The organism is Desulfosporosinus youngiae DSM 17734, from assembly GCF_000244895.1.
Classification (GTDB): Bacteria; Bacillota; Desulfitobacteriia; order Desulfitobacteriales; family Desulfitobacteriaceae; genus Desulfosporosinus; species Desulfosporosinus youngiae.
This window is the reverse complement of record NZ_CM001441.1, coordinates 5,168,836-5,187,101: the sequence shown is the minus strand read 5'-3', so window position 1 is coordinate 5,187,101 and position 18,266 is coordinate 5,168,836. Positions and strand designations below refer to the sequence as shown.

Sequence of the window (18,266 nt, the reverse complement as noted above, 5' to 3'; positions counted from 1 at the left end):
GAGGTTCGAAGTTGGAACATAGTTCAAAGTTCGGACTAAGGTTTCCAGGCACGCTCAATAAAAGTAATAACTAAAAAACACCGGGAAGCACTGGAGCTTCACCGGTGTTTTTTGTTGATTATCAGCTCTTTCTCAGGGTTTTTTTCCCACTTTGTGGCAATACTAAAAGAAGAGATTGCTAGGAGGGAAATTATTGCATGAATGGACTCAGTGGAATAGTCATGATGGTTCAGTTAATCTTTGCCGTTGTAATCGGGCTTTACTTTTGGGGGATGCTCAAATCTCAACAAGGAAATAAAATTTCAGTCGAACGGGAATCACGTAAGGAACTGGAAAAACTGCAAACTATGCGGAAGATTGCTTTAACCACTCCTTTATCTGAAAAGACCCGGCCGGTACACTTTGAGGAGATTATCGGGCAAAAAGAGGGCATTAAGGCCTTGAGAGCTGCTTTATGCGGCCCAAATCCCCAGCATGTCTTAGTTTATGGCGCTCCAGGCGTTGGAAAAACGGCCGCAGCCCGCTTAATCCTGGAAGAGGCCAAGAAAAATCCCCTTTCACCCTTTAAAAGCAATGCCAATTTTACAGAAATCGATGGTGCAACCGCACGTTTTGATGAGCGGGGGATCGCAGATCCCTTAATCGGATCAGTTCATGATCCGATTTATCAAGGAGCCGGCGCCATGGGATTAGCGGGAATACCTCAGCCCAAGCAGGGGGCCGTCACCAAAGCACACGGCGGGATTCTGTTTATCGATGAAATAGGGGAGCTTCATCCCATTCAAATTAACAAGCTGCTTAAGGTTCTTGAGGATCGTAAGGTCACTTTAGAGAGTGCTTATTACAGTTCGGAAGATTTGAATATTCCCCAGCATATCCATGATATCTTTCAAAACGGTTTACCGGCGGATTTCCGCCTTGTCGGGGCGACCACACGAAGCCCGGAACAAATTCCGCCGGCAATCCGTTCACGCTGCATGGAGGTTTACTTCCGAAGCTTGCTGCCGGATGAGATCGCGGAAATTGCCCGTGTGGCTGCAGCAAAGATGGAAATTCCCATTACGGCCGGAGCCGTTAAGGTCATCAAACAGTTTGCCGGCAATGGACGTGAAGCTGTCAATATGGTCCAACTTGCTGCCGGAGTAGCTCTGACGGAGCAATTGCCGGAAATCAATGTGGAAATCGTCGAATGGGTTGTATCAACAGGGCAATATGCGCCCCGCCCGGATAAAAAGGTGCCCGCCGAACCGAGTGTCGGGGTGGTCAATGGTCTGGCTGTTTATGGACCGAATATGGGAAGACTCCTGGAGCTTGAAGTGACGGCTCTCCCCGTAGCTCCGGGTACAGGGGAATTACTGGTGACCGGGATCGTAGAGGAAGAAGAACAAGGGGGCGGGGGAACAAAATACCGGCGTAAAAGTATGGCCCGCAGTTCCGTGGAAAATGTGCTGACAGTTATAAGACGGCAACTGGGGATAGAACCCAAAAACTATGATATTCACGTCAACTTTCCAGGGGGCGGACCGGTTGATGGCCCTTCGGCCGGGATTGCCATTGCGACCGCTGCAATCTCGGCAATTCGTCAGCAAAAGATCGATCATCTTCTGGCCATGACCGGAGAACTCTCAATCCGAGGGCGGGTTAATCCGATTGGAGGGGTTGCAGCTAAAATTGAAGCGGCTAAGCAAGCCGGATGCAAGCGGGTTCTCATTCCTAAGGAGAACTGGCAGGAGCGTTTTGCCGAGTTAAAGGATGAGATTGAAATTATTGCTGTGGAAGAACTCTCCCAAGTTTTAGAAATGGCCTTAATTCCTGAGGTCAATCTTGAGAAAATCGAGACGCGCCCTCCACTTGAAGAAGTTTTGAGCCGCTTGGATTTTAAAGCCGTTAATAAAGCCTTAACGAATATCGCTGCTAATTTGCCTGAATAGGGCAAAACATGTTAGAATAGTTCATGGTAAGTTTGGCACACTAGCTGTAGTGTGTCTTTTTTTCACAGGATTTTTTTGCAAATGGGGGGATATTCATTGACAAAAGAACGTGAATTGCCATTACTCCCGTTACGTGGGATTCTTGTTTTTCCGTATATGGTTATTCATCTGGACGTAGGCAGAGAACGATCGATGGCTGCTATTGAGGAAGCCATGCTTGATGACCGAATCATTCTTTTAACATCCCAGAAAGAGACCGAGATTGATACGCCCAATCCCGATGACTTATATGAAATGGGTACAATCGCAGAAATCAAGCAGCTCTTAAAACTCCCGGGCGGTACGATGCGGGTCTTAGTCGAAGGGATTTCCCGGGGACGAATCCTTGAATACATTGAGGAAGACAATTATTTTCGAGTGCGCATTGAAGAAATCGCTGAAGACAAGAAAGCAATGACACCTGAGTTAGAAACCTTAGTACGGGGAATGACCCATCAATTTGAGGAATATGCCAAATTAGGCAAACGAATTCCCTTAGAAACCATCGGGACTGTCCTGGCTGTTGAAGAACCGGGTCAATTAGCCGATATCGCAGCGTCCCATCTCAGCCTTAAGGTACCGGACAAACAAACGATCTTAGAAGCCATATCCATCGAGTTGCGGGTAGAACGTTTAACTGAACTGATTATGCGGGAAATTGAACTCCTGGAATTAGAACGGCGTATCGGTCAGAGAGTGCGTAAGCAGATGGATAAAGCCCAAAAGGAATATTACCTGCGGGAACAAATGAAAGCCATTCAGAAGGAACTCGGAGATAAAGACGAGCGTCAAGCTGAAGCGGACGAATACCGGGAGAAAGTAGCCAAGGCTAAAATTCCCAAAGAGGTTGAAGAAAAAGCCTTTAAAGAAATTGACCGCTTAGAAAAAATGCCTCCCCATTCAGCGGAAGGCACCGTGGTTCGTACTTATCTGGACTGGTTATTAGTGCTCCCTTGGACGAAGACCTCCAGGGACAAAATTGATTTAGTACGGTCTGAAGAAATTTTAAATGAAGATCACTACGGACTTGAGAAAATTAAAGAGCGGATTTTGGAGTTTTTAGCAATCCGCAAGCTGACCCCAAAAATGAAAAGTCCGATTCTATGCCTTGTCGGCCCTCCGGGGGTTGGCAAAACCTCTTTAGCCAAATCAATCTCCAGATCCTTAAATCGCAAATTTGTGCGCATGTCCTTGGGGGGACTGCGTGATGAGGCTGAGATCAGAGGACACCGGCGCACCTATATCGGAGCCCTGCCTGGGCGGATCATTCAGGGAATGCGAACGGCCGGAACCCGTAATCCGGTATTTCTTCTCGATGAAATCGATAAAATGGCCTCGGATTTTCGCGGGGACCCTGCATCGGCGCTTTTAGAAGTGCTTGATCCCGAGCAAAACAATACATTCACGGATCACTATCTGGAGGTTCCCTTTGACCTGTCTCAATCCCTGTTTGTCCTGACAGCTAATACCCTGCACACGATTCCCCGTCCGCTCCTGGACCGGATGGAAGTTATTACTCTGAGCGGGTATACAGAAGATGAAAAGGTCAATATCGCCAGCCGTTATCTGGTGCCGAAGCAAATGGAAGCCCACGGGCTTAACAAGGATATCTTTACCCTGGAGGAGGACGTCCTGCTTAAACTGGTTCAAGGGTATACCAGGGAATCCGGCGTCCGGGGGCTTGAACGGCAGGTAGCAAACCTTTGCCGGAAAATAGCCGTTCGCTGGGTGAAGAAAGAATGGGAACCTCATACCGTAACGGTTGAAGATTTGCATTCTGCCTTAGGCGCTCCGCGTTATCATTTCCAAGGAGCAGCGAAGGCACCTGAAATCGGAGCAGTCACAGGCTTAGCCTATACGGAGGTTGGCGGGGTTGTGCTTACGGTTGAAGTAACCCCGCTGCCCGGAAAAGGCAGGTTAACCCTGACCGGGCAATTAGGGGACGTTATGAAAGAATCGGCCCAAGCCGCCTGGACCTTTATCCGGGCCTATGCCCGTCAGCTTGGCATCGAAGAAGATTTTTACGATCGGACCGACCTGCACATCCACGTGCCGGAAGGTGCAACGCCTAAAGACGGTCCTTCGGCCGGAGTCACGATGGCCACCGCAATGGCTTCAGCCATAGCCAAGCGTGCAGCCCGTTCGGATCTGGCTATGACCGGTGAAATAACCTTGCGCGGCAATGTATTACCCATCGGCGGTGTCAAAGAAAAGGTTCTGGCAGCCCACCGGGCAGGAATCAAAGTCGTACTCCTCCCCGAGGAAAACCGCAAGGACCTGGAAGACATCCCGGAAAATGTTCGCAAAGTCCTGGAATTCCACTTTGTCAGCCGAATTGAAGAAGTCCTGAAGCTTGCGCTCTTACCGCTGGCTCATTCCGATAAAGTCCATGAAGATGCTCCCATGAATTTGTACTCATCAAGCGGAATACCAACCGACGAACTAAGAAGAGAAGAACGACCGACGACCTGCTAAACCAGGACGGGAAACGGGAGAACTTCCCTGTGTCGGAGGCGTGTCAGGGGGACGGTCCTTCTGACACTCTTGAAGGGCAAAAGGATGGTTCTCTCGTTTCAAACTCATCAGCAAAGAAGCAAACAGTCCCCGAAAGGAAGAGGATACCTTGATAGTCATAAAAAAGGCAGAGTACGCAGCCTCTGCCGTAAAATATGAGCAATACCCAACCGACGGATTGCCGGAGATAGCGATGGCCGGGCGATCAAATGTGGGCAAGTCATCTCTGATTAACCGTTTCTTAGGGCGGCGCAACCTGGCCCGGACGGGAAACACACCAGGGAAGACCCAAACGTTGAATTTTTATCGTGTCAATGATGCCTGGTTCTTTGTTGACTTACCGGGTTATGGCTATGCCAAAGTCGCCAAGACCGTCAATGCACAATGGGGTCCTATGATGGAGAATTATCTCAAAAAGCGTGAACCGTTGCGCGCAGTCATTCAAATTGTCGACATCCGGCATGCACCGAGCGCGGAAGATATTGAAATGCAGCAATGGCTGCGCAGTATGCAGGTTCCCACCATGGTTGTGGCCACCAAAGTGGATAAGATTTCGCGGGGACAGTGGCAAAAACACTTGAACGTTATCGCCAGAGACCTGGAACTTCCGGATGTTTCGCTGATCCTTCCTTTTTCGGCTCAGACAGGCGTCGGGAACGAAGAGTTAAATGAGGCAATCGAGGAAATCTTAGGGTTGAATCAGGAGCTTAAGGATTTAACGGTCCAGTCATACTAGGAGGCCAATACCGAATCCAAACCTTTCCCTTTATGGTCTGCTCAGGTAAAAAGCCCCACATGTGGCTGTCATTGCTATGCCGGCGGTTATCGCCTAAGACAAAGTAAGCATCCTCCGGAACTGTGGCAGGACCGTACTGATAATCAGGTTTTTCAAGCAGATAATTCTCCTGGAGTATGTTCCCATTGACCAATACATTCCCATCCTTAACCTCAATTTGCTCTCCGGGTAATCCAATAACTCTCTTCACAAGGTCATCCTTCTCACCTGACTCCGGAGGAGCATGGAATACGATAATATCGCCGCGTTCAATAGGGCTGAATTTAAATATTAATTTATCAACAAGCAATCGGTCCTGCAGACGAATTGTCGGCAGCATGGAGCCTGTAGGGACAATCCTCGGATCTAAAAGGAATGTTCTGATGACAAATGATAAAATAAATCCCAGGGCTATGATCAGAGCCCATTCGAGCAGCTTTTTGACTGTTGCATTCAATACGTTAATCCCCCTCAAACTAATCTAGGTACAATGTCTTAATGTAATTATATATCAGCAGCTAAAGTGTGTCATGTTTCGCCTCAGACAGACAAGACACCTAAAAGGATCGGAATCCATTTAAATGGATTCCGATCCTTTTAGGTGTCTACAGCTATTTTTAGATGCAAAATCAGTATCACAAAACGTGTGACGAAAGGACCGTCTTCCCGTCATACTGTCATAAAAAAATCTCAGCCCCGTATAGTTATAGAGTGAGAACTATCTGCTTTAAACCTGTATGAGAGAAACCCTCGGGAATGAATAAGAGAAAAGGGGGGGAACGGTTGAGAGATATTGGCATGCTGATTATGAGTTTAGGGATTATCTTAATTGGGGCCGAAGCGTTCACGAACGGGATTGAGTGGCTGGGAAAACGGCTTAAACTTGGAGCGGGAGCTGTCGGGAGTATTTTCGCGGCAGTTGGGACGGCCTTGCCTGAAACCATGGTTCCGATTATGGCCATTGTCGGCGGAGTGGGCCCGGAAGGGGCGGAAATCGGCATAGGAGCTATCCTGGGTGCCCCCTTTATGTTAGCCACGGTAGCATTCTTTATAACGGGGGCTTCTGCACTGGTATTCAGACGGAAAAATGTCCCTTTGCGTCTGGATGCTAAGGTTGTGAACCATGACCTGAAGTTTTTCCTCATCGTTTATTCGCTGGCGATCTTAGCCTCCTTTTTGCCCACTGAAACTCTTAAAAATGGTGCGGCATTGACCCTGGTTGGAGCCTATGGGATTTATGTCTACCAGACAATCCGCGATTGTAAGGATGTTTGTACCCATGAAAAGTTAGCGCCGCTCTATATGGACCGGAGCAGCCCTAACCCTTCGCTGACGATGATTCTGCTGCAAATTACCTTGGCTTTGGTCGCTATTGTTTTTGGAGCGGATCGCTTCGTTAATGCAGTGCACCCCATCGCTGTAGCTATAGGAGTCCCGGTCTTTGTGCTTTCTTTAATTATAACTCCCATTGCCACAGAGTTACCGGAGAAATTCAACAGCGTTCTCTGGATTCGCAAGGGTAAAGACACCTTAGCTATGGGGAACCTGACCGGAGCAATGGTGTTTCAAAGTTCTGTCATTCCCGCGATCGGGATTGCGCTTACACCCTGGAAGCTGGATACTTTGGCTTTGCTGAGCGCACTTCTGGCTTTAGGAGCAGCGCTGTTTCCGTACCTTTCTCTGCGCCGCAAAGGAGTGATCCTTCCTACGACTCTTCTGGCGGGAGGGGCCTTTTACCTGCTCTTTATTGTGACGGTGATTCGTTTTTCGACCCAATAAACTCTGCAACAAGCATGCCCGTTAAGACGAGTACTGCGCCCAGATATCCTTTAGGAGTCAATAACTCGCCAACCAGTAAAAAGGCAGAGAGGGCTGCGAAGACGGGTTCCATGGAAAAAATAAGAGCGGTATGAGTAGAACTGGTGAATTGCTGCATTTTAGTCTGCACAAAGAAGGCCAGCGATGTTGCAGGAACGGCGGTAACCAGTAAACCAAACCAAGCGGTTGAGCTGAAGTTCAGAGTGGGCTGAGGTAGAAGCAGGGAGAAAAAACCGCTTAGGATGCTCACAGTAAGGATTTGGATACTGGCTAAGACTGTAGCGTTTGTTTGAGGTGCATATCGCCCGACCAAAAAAATATGTAAGGCAAAGCTTACGGCACAAAGAAGAATCATGAGGTCGCCATTATTCAGCTGCAGGTTATCACCTAAGGAGAGTAAAGCAAGACCGATTAAGGCACATAGAATGCCGAGGATCAGGCTGGGACTAGGGAGTTTCCGTGTCGTTATCCCGACTAATGCCGGGACAAAGACAATAGAGAGCCCTGTTATAAAGCCTGCGTTAGAAGCGGTTGTATATTGCAAGCCGATGGTCTGCCAGGCATAGCCTGAGAAAAGAAAGATCCCTGCACCTGCTCCGCGGAGTAAAGTTCCTAAGTTGATATGAGTCCTTTGGAACCAGAGAAATGGTAATAAACTCACAAATGCGATAGCAAAACGAATGGTTAAAAATGGGAACGGCGGAAGATCCTCGATAGCCCATTTGACGATGACAAAGGTCGAACCCCAAACAAAGGTAACCAAAAGCAACGAGAGATCAGCCCAGTGGCTTTTATTCAGCTTCAATCCGATAACTTCCTTTCAAAATAATACTTAAAAAAACGAGGTCGCTGCGTAAGGATACGCAACGACCTTTTCTGATACTTATACAAGGACAGAAAGCAGGGTTGTGGCACTGGATTACGATAGTACTAGTATAACGGATCAAATCCCGGCTGAAAAGAGAAAATTTTTAACCTTTTCCTCCTTCGTGAGGCCCCGGTAAAACAATGACCGGTTCCGGCTCATCCATGGGTGTATAGAGGGGCGGCGGAGAACAGGGCGGGGGAGGACAAGCCGATCCTTCACTGCAATATTGCTGCTTAGCTTGGCAGAACAGATGGTAATGCCGTTCTTCATCAGCAGCCATTTCTGTCAGGATGCATTGAATTTCCGGAATCGGTATTTTTTGAGCCAGCTCCAGATACTCCCGGTGGTCTCTGGCCTCGCCCTCCATGTTCGATTCCAGAAGTGAACATAGATCGCTCGTATAATTCACATAACGAGACCTCCAATCCACCCAATGTCCATTGCTTAAGGAACCGTATTTGGGGTCAACTCCCAGATGACGTAAAGCCAAGGCTAATTTTTCAAGGTGTTGCATTTCATCATAAGCAATCGGTCTCAACAAAGCATCGAATTCCGGGCGGTCCAAGAGTACCGCTTGATAAAGGTATGTGGTAATCGCCGTCAACTCCGAATCCTTTCCCGCATAGGCCTCGTAGAGCCACATGGCATATGTATAGGTGGGCTCGGGAATTTGAATAGGTGTTGGTCCGGCCGGAGGTCCGGAGGGCGGTTCACAGGATTCGGGGAAGGGAAGAAGCAGAACCTGACCCGCATAAATCCGGTCAGGATGCTTTAAATGATTTAATTGAATAATTTCGGCCATTTCCACATTATAGGCCTTGGCAATTTTAAAAATGGAATCTCCTGGATTTACGATATATCGTGCATGCTTCATCAGGATTCCTCCTTTTGATCTTAGACAGTGTCATAGCACACTATATTCGAAGGAGCGGAGACATGATAATGGATAATAATGGGGTGAAAGACTGGAATGTATTGGACGAGTACAACGTAGTTATTAATAAATCTATCAAGAGGAGGCTTATAAGAGTGGGCTCATATGTTTTAAAAGGAATCACAACCGCCTTGTTTGTTACAGTTTTGACCCTTTTTGCCGGAATCTTATGGAGTGCCCTGGAGCTTGGCGGTCCAAGTATTTCTCAACTGTTAGATATAGGGCTTCTGGCAAGCTGCCTGATCGGCGGATACCGTACTGCTAAGGAAAGCAAACTATGGTTTATGGGCGGAGCGGCCGGGGCCGGCTATGTCATCGTAGGAACGCTATTGCTGGCCTTATTTTTGCCGATCCGGGGCGTGGGTTTTATCCAGGTTCTTATTGAAGGTACACTGATCGGATTAGTGGCAGGGGTATTTGGAGCCGGGAAAAAGAGCGTTGTCTCTCAATCCCATTTTACTCCATCTTATGTAGGGTTTGATAAGAATGAACGCGATAGCGGTGCTTTCGAATGGGATACGGAAGAATTTGTACCTAAGACAAATGCCGCCAGGCAAAATTGGCTGGAGAGCTCTGAAGACGAGTTTGAGGAAAGCCGGGAGATAAAAAGGGATATGGCGGAAAACGATGTGGTAGAGTGGCCATGGGACAGAAAAACTAAGAACAAAATCATCACAAGGGAGCCTAAACAAGTGCAGAATGACTTAGTTGCCTGGGATAAACAGGAGGAACCCCCAAAGCCTTGGTGGGAAGAATAGCAGATTATAACAATTAATTAATTAGAAAATTTAGAAAGGGGAGGATTTAGGCTTTAGAGAGAGAATAGTTATTTATAAAAATGAATGAAGTTTCAAACAATCTGGGAATATTTGCCGAAATTAAGGATAGATTATAGAAAGAATTATTAAAGAAAATTTTCAAAATTAATATTAAGATATCAGAAAAAGGGAGGAACTAAAAATGACGTTTCTAGAATTAGCCCAGACCCGTCGGAGTTTACGTACTTATTTGGATAAGCCGGTTGAACCGGAGAAACTCGAGTATATTTTAGAATGCGCACGGCTGGCGCCATCCTGGAAGAACATGCAGTGCTGGCGCTTTATTGTGGTTGAAGATGCCGCAGGGCGAGCAGCCATAGCTGACAGCATGGGGGAAAGCAATCCCGGTCGCAAGGCCTTGACCTCGGCTCCAATCGTTATTGTGCTCTGTGCGGTGCCCAAGGAATCCGAAGTATGGGAAGGCAAAGACAATATGATGCTTGATGCCGGGCTTGCCATGGAACACTTGATTCTGGCCGCCACGGAACAAGGCTTGGGGACATGCTGGCAAGGCTTGTTTACAGAGGAAAAAGTCCGTACAGCTATCAATGCTCCGGATGATGTTCGGGTTGTGGCTATGACTCCCTTAGGGTATGCTGCCGAAGAACGGCGTCCGCGTCCGCGCAAGGCTATGTCGGAAATTGTTTTCAAAGGAAAATGGGGCCAAGCCTAAGGGTTTCAATATGACGGGAAAAGTCCATAGCTTTTAATGAAAAGGGCGGTTCTTTACTTGCTTGGCAAGAAAGAACCGCCTTTGATTACCTCAATTAGTCAGGCAATGACTATGCTTATTCAGCTTGGTCTTCATCTTCAGCGGAAGCCTCGTTTACGCTGGCAACCATAGCTTGAATTTCCTCAGTGGAGTCAAGGGCCTCGTCTTCTGCTGCGGAAATAGCGGTTTGATAAGCTTCCAGATTGGCTGCAAGAACGTCAGCTTCTGCTACACCGGCGTCAATCAGATCTTGAAGGGTCACGCCGGCAGCATCCCCATCTTTAGCGATACCGTCAATCTTCGCGATGGCTGCTGCTTTTGCCGCTGCAGCTTGTTCCTCGGCTGCAGCTGTGTTCACGGCAGTAACCATAGCCTGAATTTTCTCAGTGGAGTCAAGGGCTTCGTCTTCCGCTGCGGAAATAGCGGTTTGGTAAGCTTCCAGGTTGGCTTCAATAACATCGTCCGCGGCGACACCGGCATCAATAAGATCCTGAGCGGTTATTTCAGAGGCATCCCCATCAAGTTCAATACCGTCAATTTTTGCAATAGCAGCCTCGGCAGCCTTAGCGGCATTTACCGCGGTAACCATAGCCTGAATTTTTTCCGCGGAGTTAAGACCCTCGTCCGCTGCTGCGGAAATAGCCGTTTGGTAAGCTTCCAGGTTGGCTTCAATGACGTCGGCCTCAGCGACACCGGCAGCAATAAGATCCTGAGCAGTTATCTCAGAGGCATCTCCATCCAGTTCGATACCGTCAATCTTCTCGATCGCCGCTAATTTTGCGGCTGCTGCAGCTTGAGCTTCAATCAAGTCTTTAAGGGCGCTGTCCGGAACAACCGCCGTACCACCTAAAGCAGTTACCACACTGTCAGCCGACAATTTGCCGCTCACATAGGCTGTGCCTTCATTGGCAGAACCGTCTGTAAGAATGATGCCTGCGTTATATTGAGCGGCAAGAGGTGCCCCGGCTAAAGCATCAATGGCAGTTTCCCCATTAGCTACGAAAACATGATCATACTCTATAATATCCTCAAAAGCCTTAAGCACTTCAACATTGGTGTCATAAGCTGTCATGCCAAAGTGGCGGGTGGCGTCAGGAAACTCATCTGCGATATCGTCACTGATTACGGCGGTTCCGCCAATAATATCGGTTGAAACAATATCCTCATTCTCAGACAGGAACTCCTGGACACTTTCAGGAATTGACGCCGCCTCGGTCAGGAGAATCGGCTGAGTCTGAGCAGCAGCAATAGAGGCGATGGAGAGGGCGTCCTGGTTCTTCCAGCCGTAAGCAACAGCAACCTTGCTCACTGGAGCTTCCAGTTCGATCATTTGCTTAGCAATATTAACAGAGGTGTCGAATCGATCGTTTCCGCCAAGGGAAACCACTGTGATATCCATATCTTCAAGCTGATCCAGAACGGCCTGACTGATCACCGCAGTTCCGCTGGTAACATAAACCGTTTCAACTTCAAGTCGTTCAAGTTCAGCTTTAGTGTCTTTGTTCAGTTCATCTCCAGCCCCTTGCAGAAGAATAGGAGCCTCAAGGACGGAAGCGAGCGGGCCGGCAGTCAAAGCATCAACCATGCCATAAGAAGCGGAAGAAGCGAGAATAGCAGAGCCTGTCCAACCAGTACGTTCAGCAATTTTTACGGCAGTTTGTTCAGCTGTTACTCCTGCTAAGCGTTCAGGAACTGTAACCGCAGCAAAGGCATTGAAAGGAAGCATGCTTAAAGTCATACCTGCGATGGCTAAGGTTGCTAAGGCTTTTTTAGTCTTTCTCATTGAATGAAGTTCCTCCTCGTTTTTGAAATATTTTTTTTTTGAAAAGAGCTTTTGGAAACGAAACTCATGATTAAAGCTGAAGTATGAGTACACATAACAATCATTCGCTAAAAAAGGGAAAATCCTTTTTTTTACAAATGGTATTTAAATACATAAGAGTAATATTAGGGAAAAAACCCATCAAATCCGTCTGAGAATAATATCGGTTAACTCGCATAGACTACGTCTATTAAGATTGTCTTACCACATTGATCAGTGGTATATCGAACGTGAGTGAAAGATGGGGGATTGAACTTGTTGTTAAAAGAGGATGCCCTGCTCATTGTTGTGCTTTCAGTCGTAGGAACGATGATTGCCGCCGGAATCCTTTTTAATGTCGCTTACTTTGTTGGCAGACGCTCCTTCCGGACCACCGTCCAACGGATTTTTGGATTGGTTTTAGAAAGACTCCTGCGAGACAAATATCACGAAAATCTAATGGAGCTTTGGAGTGCGGTTCGCCGGACCTCCCTGCAAACTATCTTGGAAATCAGTTTGCGGGCAGAAGAAGGAAAGCTTATTCAGCGGCCCTTAGGCTCGGCAAAACCCCTGCCTCATTACGATACCCTGATGTTTGTACCCGGCCAAATGGCCCGTCTTCCTAAAGAGGCCCATTTTCCAGTCGATATGAAGGTAACCCTTGGCGCCAAAGCAGAGAAACCTCTTCAAATTGACATTCCATTGATGATTGGCGGCATGGGTTACGGAATAGGGCTTAGCGAAGAGGCTAAAAAGGCCTTAGCCAGAGCAGCAAAACAAATGGGGACTGTCACCAATTCAGGGGAGGGACCATTTTTACAAGAGGAGCGTGATGAGGCCGGCAAATTTGTCTGGCAAATCAGCCGGAGTCCCTGGGGGCACAGTCCCCAAGGAATTGCTGCTGCAGATATGATTGAAGTGCAGATGGGCCAAGGGGCCAGGATGGGGCCTTATACTATTGAACCTTATGCGGTGAAGGGCAAGGCACAAAAACTAATGGGCATATCCCCTGTGGAAACAGTCGTTACCCCGGCGGTAATCCCCGGAATTCAGACCCCTTGGGATTGGCCGAAGTATGTCTCGGATTTGCGTGAAGAAGCGGCGGGAAAACCCATTGCTATTAAGCTTATGGCGACGGGTGCCTTGGAAAGGGACTTGGCCGTCTGTTTAGAAGCGGATTTTGATGTCATCGTTCTCGGCGGAGCTCAAGGCGGGGCGTCCGGCGCATCCCCGCTGATTTGCGATGATTTGGGAATTCCAAGTTTGTTGGCCCTTGTTCGGGCGGAACGTTTTTTGCGCGAGCAGGGTGCTCGAAAAGAGGTCAGTCTGGTGGTCGGGGGAGGATATTCGACACCCGGAGAGTGCCTGAAAGCCATAGCGCTGGGGGCGGATGCCATTTGTATGGGAACCGTTCCTCTGTTTGCTTTAATTCATAACCAGATTCATAAAGTACTTCCCTGGGAGCCATTAACACAGTTGGTTTGGTATGATTCTCCTTATAAGCACCGGCTGGATATCCCTTTGGCAAGTAAAAGTGTAGCTAATGTCCTTAAATCAATGGTCATGGAAATGGAAGAGGGGGTACGGGCTCTTGGAAAAACATCCTTGTCAGAGCTTGGCCCCAACGATCTTGTTGCTTTAGACGAATGGACGGCCAAAATAACCGGAGTAAAGTGCGCCTGGTAAGAGGTATTTTGACAATACTTCTTATGCCGAGTATAATTAATGGATATAATAGTTAGATAAACCCAATGACTGTGAGGAATAGTGATCCTGCCGTCCAGAGAGAAAGGCCAGAGCTGAAAGGCCTTTTCGGGAAGCCACTAGAGGTCGCACAGGAGGGGCGGAGGGGAATGGAGTACTCTCTGACGGAGGAACCCGTTAGCGTTTGCCAAGTGCTGAGGAAACCAATGTTTCTCAGAATAAAGGTGGTACCACGGAAGCTTTTCGTCCTTTGATTGGATGAGGGGCTTTTTTTAATGAACGAAAGGAGTTCGTGAATATATGCCAGAGAACAAAAAAGCGGAAATGGCGACAGCGTACGATTCCAGCTCAGTTGAAGGAAAATGGTCGCAGTATTGGGAGGAAAATGGTTTTTTTCATGAAGAAGTGAACAAGGACAAGCCGGCGTTCAGTATTGTTATGCCTCCGCCGAATGTCACGGGCGCTCTGCACCTTGGACATGCCATGGATAGTACGATCCAGGATATTTTGACTCGCTTTAAGCGGATGCAGGGTTTTAATACCCTCTGGGTTCCGGGAACGGACCATGCCGGGATCGCTACTCAGGCTAAGGTTGAAGGGCAGTTAGCCAAGGAAGGCACCAATCGTCATGAACTGGGACGGGAGAAGTTTTTAGAACGGGTTTGGGAGTGGAAAACCCAGTATGGCGGGCGTATCACCCAGCAATTACGCAGGCTGGGATCGTCTTGTGACTGGGAACGTGAGCGGTTCACCATGGATGAAGGATGTTCGCGGGCGGTCAGGGAGGCATTTGTTGATTTATATGACAAAGGCCTCATTTATCGCGGAAATTATATCGTTAACTGGTGTCCTCATTGTCATACGACGATTTCGGATATTGAGGTGGAACATAATGACCGGGATGGGAACTTATATCATCTGCGTTACCCGGTTAAACATAGTAACGAGTCTTTAATCGTGGCGACCACCCGGCCGGAAACGATGCTTGGCGACACGGCAGTGGCAGTTCATCCGGAGGATGAGCGCTATCAGCATCTGATTGGAAAAACCTTAATCCTGCCGTTAATGAATCGGGAAATCCCGATTATTGCCGATGAATACGTGGATCGTGAGTTTGGGACGGGTGCGGTAAAAATCACCCCAGCCCATGACCCCAACGACTTTGAAATCGGACTTCGCCATAAATTGCCTCAGGTTATCGTCTTGGACAAACAAGCTAAAATGAATGAAAATGCCGGTAAATTTCAAGGGCTGGACCGTTTTGAGGCCCGTAAAGCGATTGTCGAAGAGCTTAAAACCTCTGGAGTCCTGGTTAAAATCGATGCTCATGCCCATGCAGTTGGAGAATGCTATCGCTGCTCTACGATCATTGAACCATTAGTCAGCAAGCAATGGTTTGTAAAGATGGAACCCTTAGCAGAGCCGGCCATTGATGTTGTGCGGGATGGACGATTAGAATTTGTTCCTGATCGCTTCGATAAAATCTATCTTGGCTGGATGGAGAATATCCGGGATTGGTGCATCTCCAGACAGTTGTGGTGGGGTCACCGCATTCCTGTTTGGTATTGCGGGAAATGCGGGGCTGAAATCTGCTCCAAGGAGGACCCTTCAAGTTGTCCGGCCTGTGGATCAGACCAGCTCAAACAAGATCCCGACGTTTTGGATACCTGGTTTTCCTCCGGACTATGGCCTTTTTCTACATTAGGCTGGCCGGAAAAAACGCCCGAACTAGAACAGTTTTACCCGACCTCTGTTTTAGTGACCGGGAGGGATATCATTTTCTTCTGGGTGGCCCGGATGATTTTCATGGCTATGGAGTTTAAGCGGGAAGTACCTTTCCGCAAGGTCATGATTCATGGACTGGTTCTGGATGCGCAAGGCCGGAAGATGAGTAAATCCTTAGGCAACGGTGTGGACCCCATTGAAGTGATTGAACAGTATGGAGCGGATACCTTGCGCTTCATGCTGATCACAGGAAATACACCTGGAAATGATCTGCGTTTCCACCCGGAACGGCTTGAAGCAACTCGCAATTTCTCCAACAAGATTTGGAATGCTTCCCGTTATGTCCTCTTAAATTTAGAAGACTACCAAGAAGGGCCAAGGGGAGAACTGGCCCTGGCGGACCGCTGGATACTAACCCGCTATGCCGCCACCATTGAGAACGTCACAAAGGCTCTGGACAATTTCGATCTTGGTGAAGCCGGACGCCTGCTCTATGAGTTTATTTGGAATGAGTTCTGTGATTGGTACATTGAGCTGACCAAGCCGCGCCTCTACAACAAGGAAAATGGTGCAGCCCGTCATACTGCCCAATCCGTACTTTTCGAAGTTCTCGAAGGAACCCTGCGCCTCTTGCATCCCTTTATGCCGTTCTTAACTGAAGAAATATGGCAGAATTTCCCTGTTCAGGGGAAAAGCCTCATGATACAGCCCTGGCCTGAACTGCCGGCCTGCAATGATGCAGCAGCCGAAAGGAATATGACCCTTCTCATGGATGCTATTAAAGCGATCCGTAATATCCGCGCGGAGATGAAGGTGTCACCCGGGCAGAAAGTCGAGATCATCATGCTCGCCCCGGATGAGAACCAGCGCGCCGTCCTGGAAAACGGCAAGGCTGATATTTTGAAATTAGCCGGAGGCGCCAGCGTCGAATTGTTTGAATCCCTGCCGGAAAAGCCCTCACAATCAGCCAGTGCCGTTTTAGAGGGCGTTGAAATCTACCTCCCTTTAAAAGGGCTGATGGATTTGGATAAAGAAGTTGCCCGTATTGAAAAGGAGATTGCCTTAGCGGTCCAGGATCAGAAGACCTTGGAAACAAAACTCAATAACCCTGGCTTTACAAACAAGGCACCGGCGGCTGTGGTAGCTAAAGAACGGGAACGCTTAGAAGGACTCTTAGCCCGCAAAGCAGCTTTAGAAGAACGCCTGAGCGAATTAAAACAAGTTTAGAGAGTTTGTTTTAGGTCTGAACAACAATGAGCATTGAAGCAGGAGGGGGCACATCAATGTCTGAGAAAATTCTTGAACAGGAATACCAAGAGAGCTTGCAATACCTCACGAACATGACAACCTTCGGTATTAATTTTGGGTTGGGTCGTATTAAAGAACTTCTGAAGCGGGTCGGAAATCCGGAAAGCAACCTGCGTGTCGTACATATCGGCGGCACAAACGGCAAAGGTTCGACAACCGTCATGATCGCCCGAATACTGCGGGAAGCCGGGTATAAAGTCGGGGTCTTTACCTCGCCCCATATGCATGATTATCGGGAGCGTATGGTCATTAATGGCCTCATGATTTCCAAAGAAGATGTGATTCAGATGATTGGCCGCGTGCGTCCCCATCTGGAGGATATGGTTGCCGAAGGCTTCGAGCATCCCACAGAGTTTGAAGTGAGCACGGCACTTGCGCTCCTTTATTTCGCTGAGAAAAATGTTGATTATGCCATGATTGAAGTAGGGTTAGGCGGAGCTATCGATTCCACCAATGTGGTGACCCCTTTAATCTCCGTCATTACCAATGTGGCTATGGATCACATGGATTATTTAGGTTCGGACGTAGTTTCCATAGCCAAAGTAAAAGCAGGTATCATTAAACCTGAATCCGTAGTGGTTACAGCCTCCGAAGATCCGGAGGTGATAAAGGTCCTGCGTGACCAGGCCAAGGCCATGGATGTCCCCCTTTATCTGGTCGGGGAAGATGTCCGCTGGGAAAGCAAGTGGAGCGGGGAATTGGAGCAGGAATTTGACCTGGTCGGTTTACATGCTAATTTTTCTAAATTGCGCCTGCGGCTGATGGGCTTACACCAACTGCGCAACGCTGCTACAGCAGTGACGGTTTGCGAAGTCCTGCAAAGCGACTATGGGGTAACCATCCCCAGAGAGGCTATATACAGCGGATTACGCGAGGTGGAATGGATCGGCCGCTTAGAACTGCTTTCCTTAAATCCCAAGATCCTCCTCGATGGGGCCCATAATGTGGATGGAGCAAAAGCCTTAGCGCAGGCGATCCCCAACTATACCCGCGACCGCCTCGTCCTATGTTTAGGGATGCTGGCAGACAAGGAGCGGGAAAAAGTCGTGCAAATGCTGGTGCCTCTGGCGGATGAAATCGTCATCACCCGTCCCAATTCTCCCCGGGCCGGGGACTGGAAAGCCCTGGGGATGTTAGCTGAACAATACGGCAGGCCCGTAACCTGCATTGAAGACCCTAAGGAAGCCGTCCTTTTTGCACTCACTCGTTTGGGGGAAAAGGACATGCTTTGTGTAACAGGTTCAATCTATATGTTGGCAGATGCCCGCCAAGCCCTGATCGAACAGGTTAAATTAAAGTAAAATCCATCCCCCGGGTTT

13 protein-coding genes and 1 other annotated feature are annotated in these 18,266 nt (G+C 48.3%); of the genes, 9 read left to right on the top strand and 4 right to left on the bottom strand.

The window, feature by feature from the left end; genetic code table 11:
- Positions 1-197 precede the first annotated feature (197 nt).
- The 3 genes from lonB (at position 198) to yihA (ending at position 5,220) form a co-directional block, all read left to right on the top strand.
- Positions 198-1,931 carry an ATP-dependent protease LonB gene (lonB, locus tag DESYODRAFT_RS24055; RefSeq protein WP_007787062.1) on the top strand — a complete coding sequence of 578 codons (1,734 nt, stop codon included), beginning with the start codon at positions 198-200 and terminating at the stop codon, positions 1,929-1,931.
- A 96-nt stretch (positions 1,932-2,027) separates the two neighbouring features.
- Positions 2,028-4,445, top strand: a complete 2,418-nt coding sequence (lon, locus tag DESYODRAFT_RS24050) for an endopeptidase La (protein ID WP_042339094.1) — start codon at positions 2,028-2,030, stop codon at positions 4,443-4,445.
- Positions 4,446-4,593: 148 nt separating this feature from the next.
- Entirely contained in the window at positions 4,594-5,220 is a 627-nt protein-coding gene (gene yihA, locus DESYODRAFT_RS24045) for a ribosome biogenesis GTP-binding protein YihA/YsxC (RefSeq protein WP_007787059.1), read from the top strand.
- On the opposite strand, the gene lepB is transcribed toward yihA, so the two are convergent.
- On the bottom strand, positions 5,192-5,716 hold the full coding sequence (gene lepB, locus DESYODRAFT_RS24040) for a signal peptidase I (RefSeq protein WP_007787057.1): 525 nt from the start codon (positions 5,714-5,716) through the stop codon (positions 5,192-5,194). The two genes, yihA and lepB, sit on opposite strands and share 29 nt — an antisense overlap.
- A 326-nt stretch (positions 5,717-6,042) precedes the next feature.
- Here lepB and DESYODRAFT_RS24035 point away from each other — a divergent pair, with 326 nt between their 5' ends.
- On the top strand, positions 6,043-7,038 hold the full coding sequence (locus DESYODRAFT_RS24035; RefSeq protein WP_007787056.1) for a sodium:calcium antiporter: 996 nt from the start codon (positions 6,043-6,045) through the stop codon (positions 7,036-7,038).
- On the opposite strand, the gene DESYODRAFT_RS24030 is transcribed toward DESYODRAFT_RS24035, so the two are convergent.
- Together DESYODRAFT_RS24030 and DESYODRAFT_RS24025 are read right to left on the bottom strand one after the other, a co-directional pair.
- On the bottom strand, positions 7,004-7,882 hold the full coding sequence (locus DESYODRAFT_RS24030) for a DMT family transporter (protein ID WP_007787055.1): 879 nt from the start codon (positions 7,880-7,882) through the stop codon (positions 7,004-7,006). The two genes, DESYODRAFT_RS24035 and DESYODRAFT_RS24030, sit on opposite strands and share 35 nt — an antisense overlap.
- A gap of 166 nt (positions 7,883-8,048) precedes the next feature.
- Positions 8,049-8,819, bottom strand: coding sequence for a LysM peptidoglycan-binding domain-containing protein (locus DESYODRAFT_RS24025; protein ID WP_007787054.1), 771 nt, complete (start codon positions 8,817-8,819; stop codon positions 8,049-8,051).
- 155 nt (positions 8,820-8,974) lie between these two features.
- Between DESYODRAFT_RS24025 and DESYODRAFT_RS24020 the strand changes: the two genes are divergently transcribed.
- Together DESYODRAFT_RS24020 and DESYODRAFT_RS24015 are read left to right on the top strand one after the other, a co-directional pair.
- Complete coding sequence (locus tag DESYODRAFT_RS24020; RefSeq protein ID WP_042339091.1) at positions 8,975-9,637, top strand: ABC transporter permease; 663 nt, start codon at positions 8,975-8,977, stop codon at positions 9,635-9,637.
- Between the two features lie 202 nt (positions 9,638-9,839).
- Positions 9,840-10,370, top strand: coding sequence for a nitroreductase family protein (locus DESYODRAFT_RS24015; RefSeq protein ID WP_007787052.1), 531 nt, complete (start codon positions 9,840-9,842; stop codon positions 10,368-10,370).
- 115 nt (positions 10,371-10,485) lie between these two features.
- Here the strand turns inward: DESYODRAFT_RS24015 and DESYODRAFT_RS24010 are convergent, their stop codons facing one another.
- Positions 10,486-12,192, bottom strand: coding sequence for a cell wall-binding repeat-containing protein (locus DESYODRAFT_RS24010; RefSeq protein WP_007787050.1), 1,707 nt, complete (start codon positions 12,190-12,192; stop codon positions 10,486-10,488).
- 348 nt (positions 12,193-12,540) lie between these two features.
- Between DESYODRAFT_RS24010 and DESYODRAFT_RS24005 the strand changes: the two genes are divergently transcribed.
- From DESYODRAFT_RS24005 to DESYODRAFT_RS23995, 3 genes are all read left to right on the top strand, one after another.
- Entirely contained in the window at positions 12,541-13,896 is a 1,356-nt protein-coding gene (locus DESYODRAFT_RS24005) for an FMN-binding glutamate synthase family protein (protein WP_042340073.1), read from the top strand.
- Between the two features lie 56 nt (positions 13,897-13,952).
- Positions 13,953-14,168 (top strand) — a binding site (T-box leader).
- Between the two features lie 46 nt (positions 14,169-14,214).
- Positions 14,215-16,866 carry a valine--tRNA ligase gene (locus DESYODRAFT_RS24000; RefSeq protein ID WP_007787047.1) on the top strand — a complete coding sequence of 884 codons (2,652 nt, stop codon included), beginning with the start codon at positions 14,215-14,217 and terminating at the stop codon, positions 16,864-16,866.
- A gap of 56 nt (positions 16,867-16,922) precedes the next feature.
- Entirely contained in the window at positions 16,923-18,248 is a 1,326-nt protein-coding gene (locus tag DESYODRAFT_RS23995; protein ID WP_007787046.1) for a bifunctional folylpolyglutamate synthase/dihydrofolate synthase, read from the top strand.
- The last annotated feature ends 18 nt before the right edge of the window (positions 18,249-18,266 follow it).

Coding starts and splice junctions, on each gene's coding strand:
- lonB (WP_007787062.1), top strand. CDS start 198: ATGAATGGACTCAGTGGAATAGTCATGATGGTTCAGTTAATCTTTGCC.
- DESYODRAFT_RS24025 (WP_007787054.1), bottom strand. CDS start 8,819: ATGAAGCATGCACGATATATCGTAAATCCAGGAGATTCCATTTTTAAA.
- DESYODRAFT_RS24015 (WP_007787052.1), top strand. CDS start 9,840: ATGACGTTTCTAGAATTAGCCCAGACCCGTCGGAGTTTACGTACTTAT.
- DESYODRAFT_RS24010 (WP_007787050.1), bottom strand. CDS start 12,192: ATGAGAAAGACTAAAAAAGCCTTAGCAACCTTAGCCATCGCAGGTATG.
- DESYODRAFT_RS24005 (WP_042340073.1), top strand. CDS start 12,541: ATGATTGCCGCCGGAATCCTTTTTAATGTCGCTTACTTTGTTGGCAGA.
- DESYODRAFT_RS24000 (WP_007787047.1), top strand. CDS start 14,215: ATGCCAGAGAACAAAAAAGCGGAAATGGCGACAGCGTACGATTCCAGC.
- DESYODRAFT_RS23995 (WP_007787046.1), top strand. CDS start 16,923: ATGTCTGAGAAAATTCTTGAACAGGAATACCAAGAGAGCTTGCAATAC.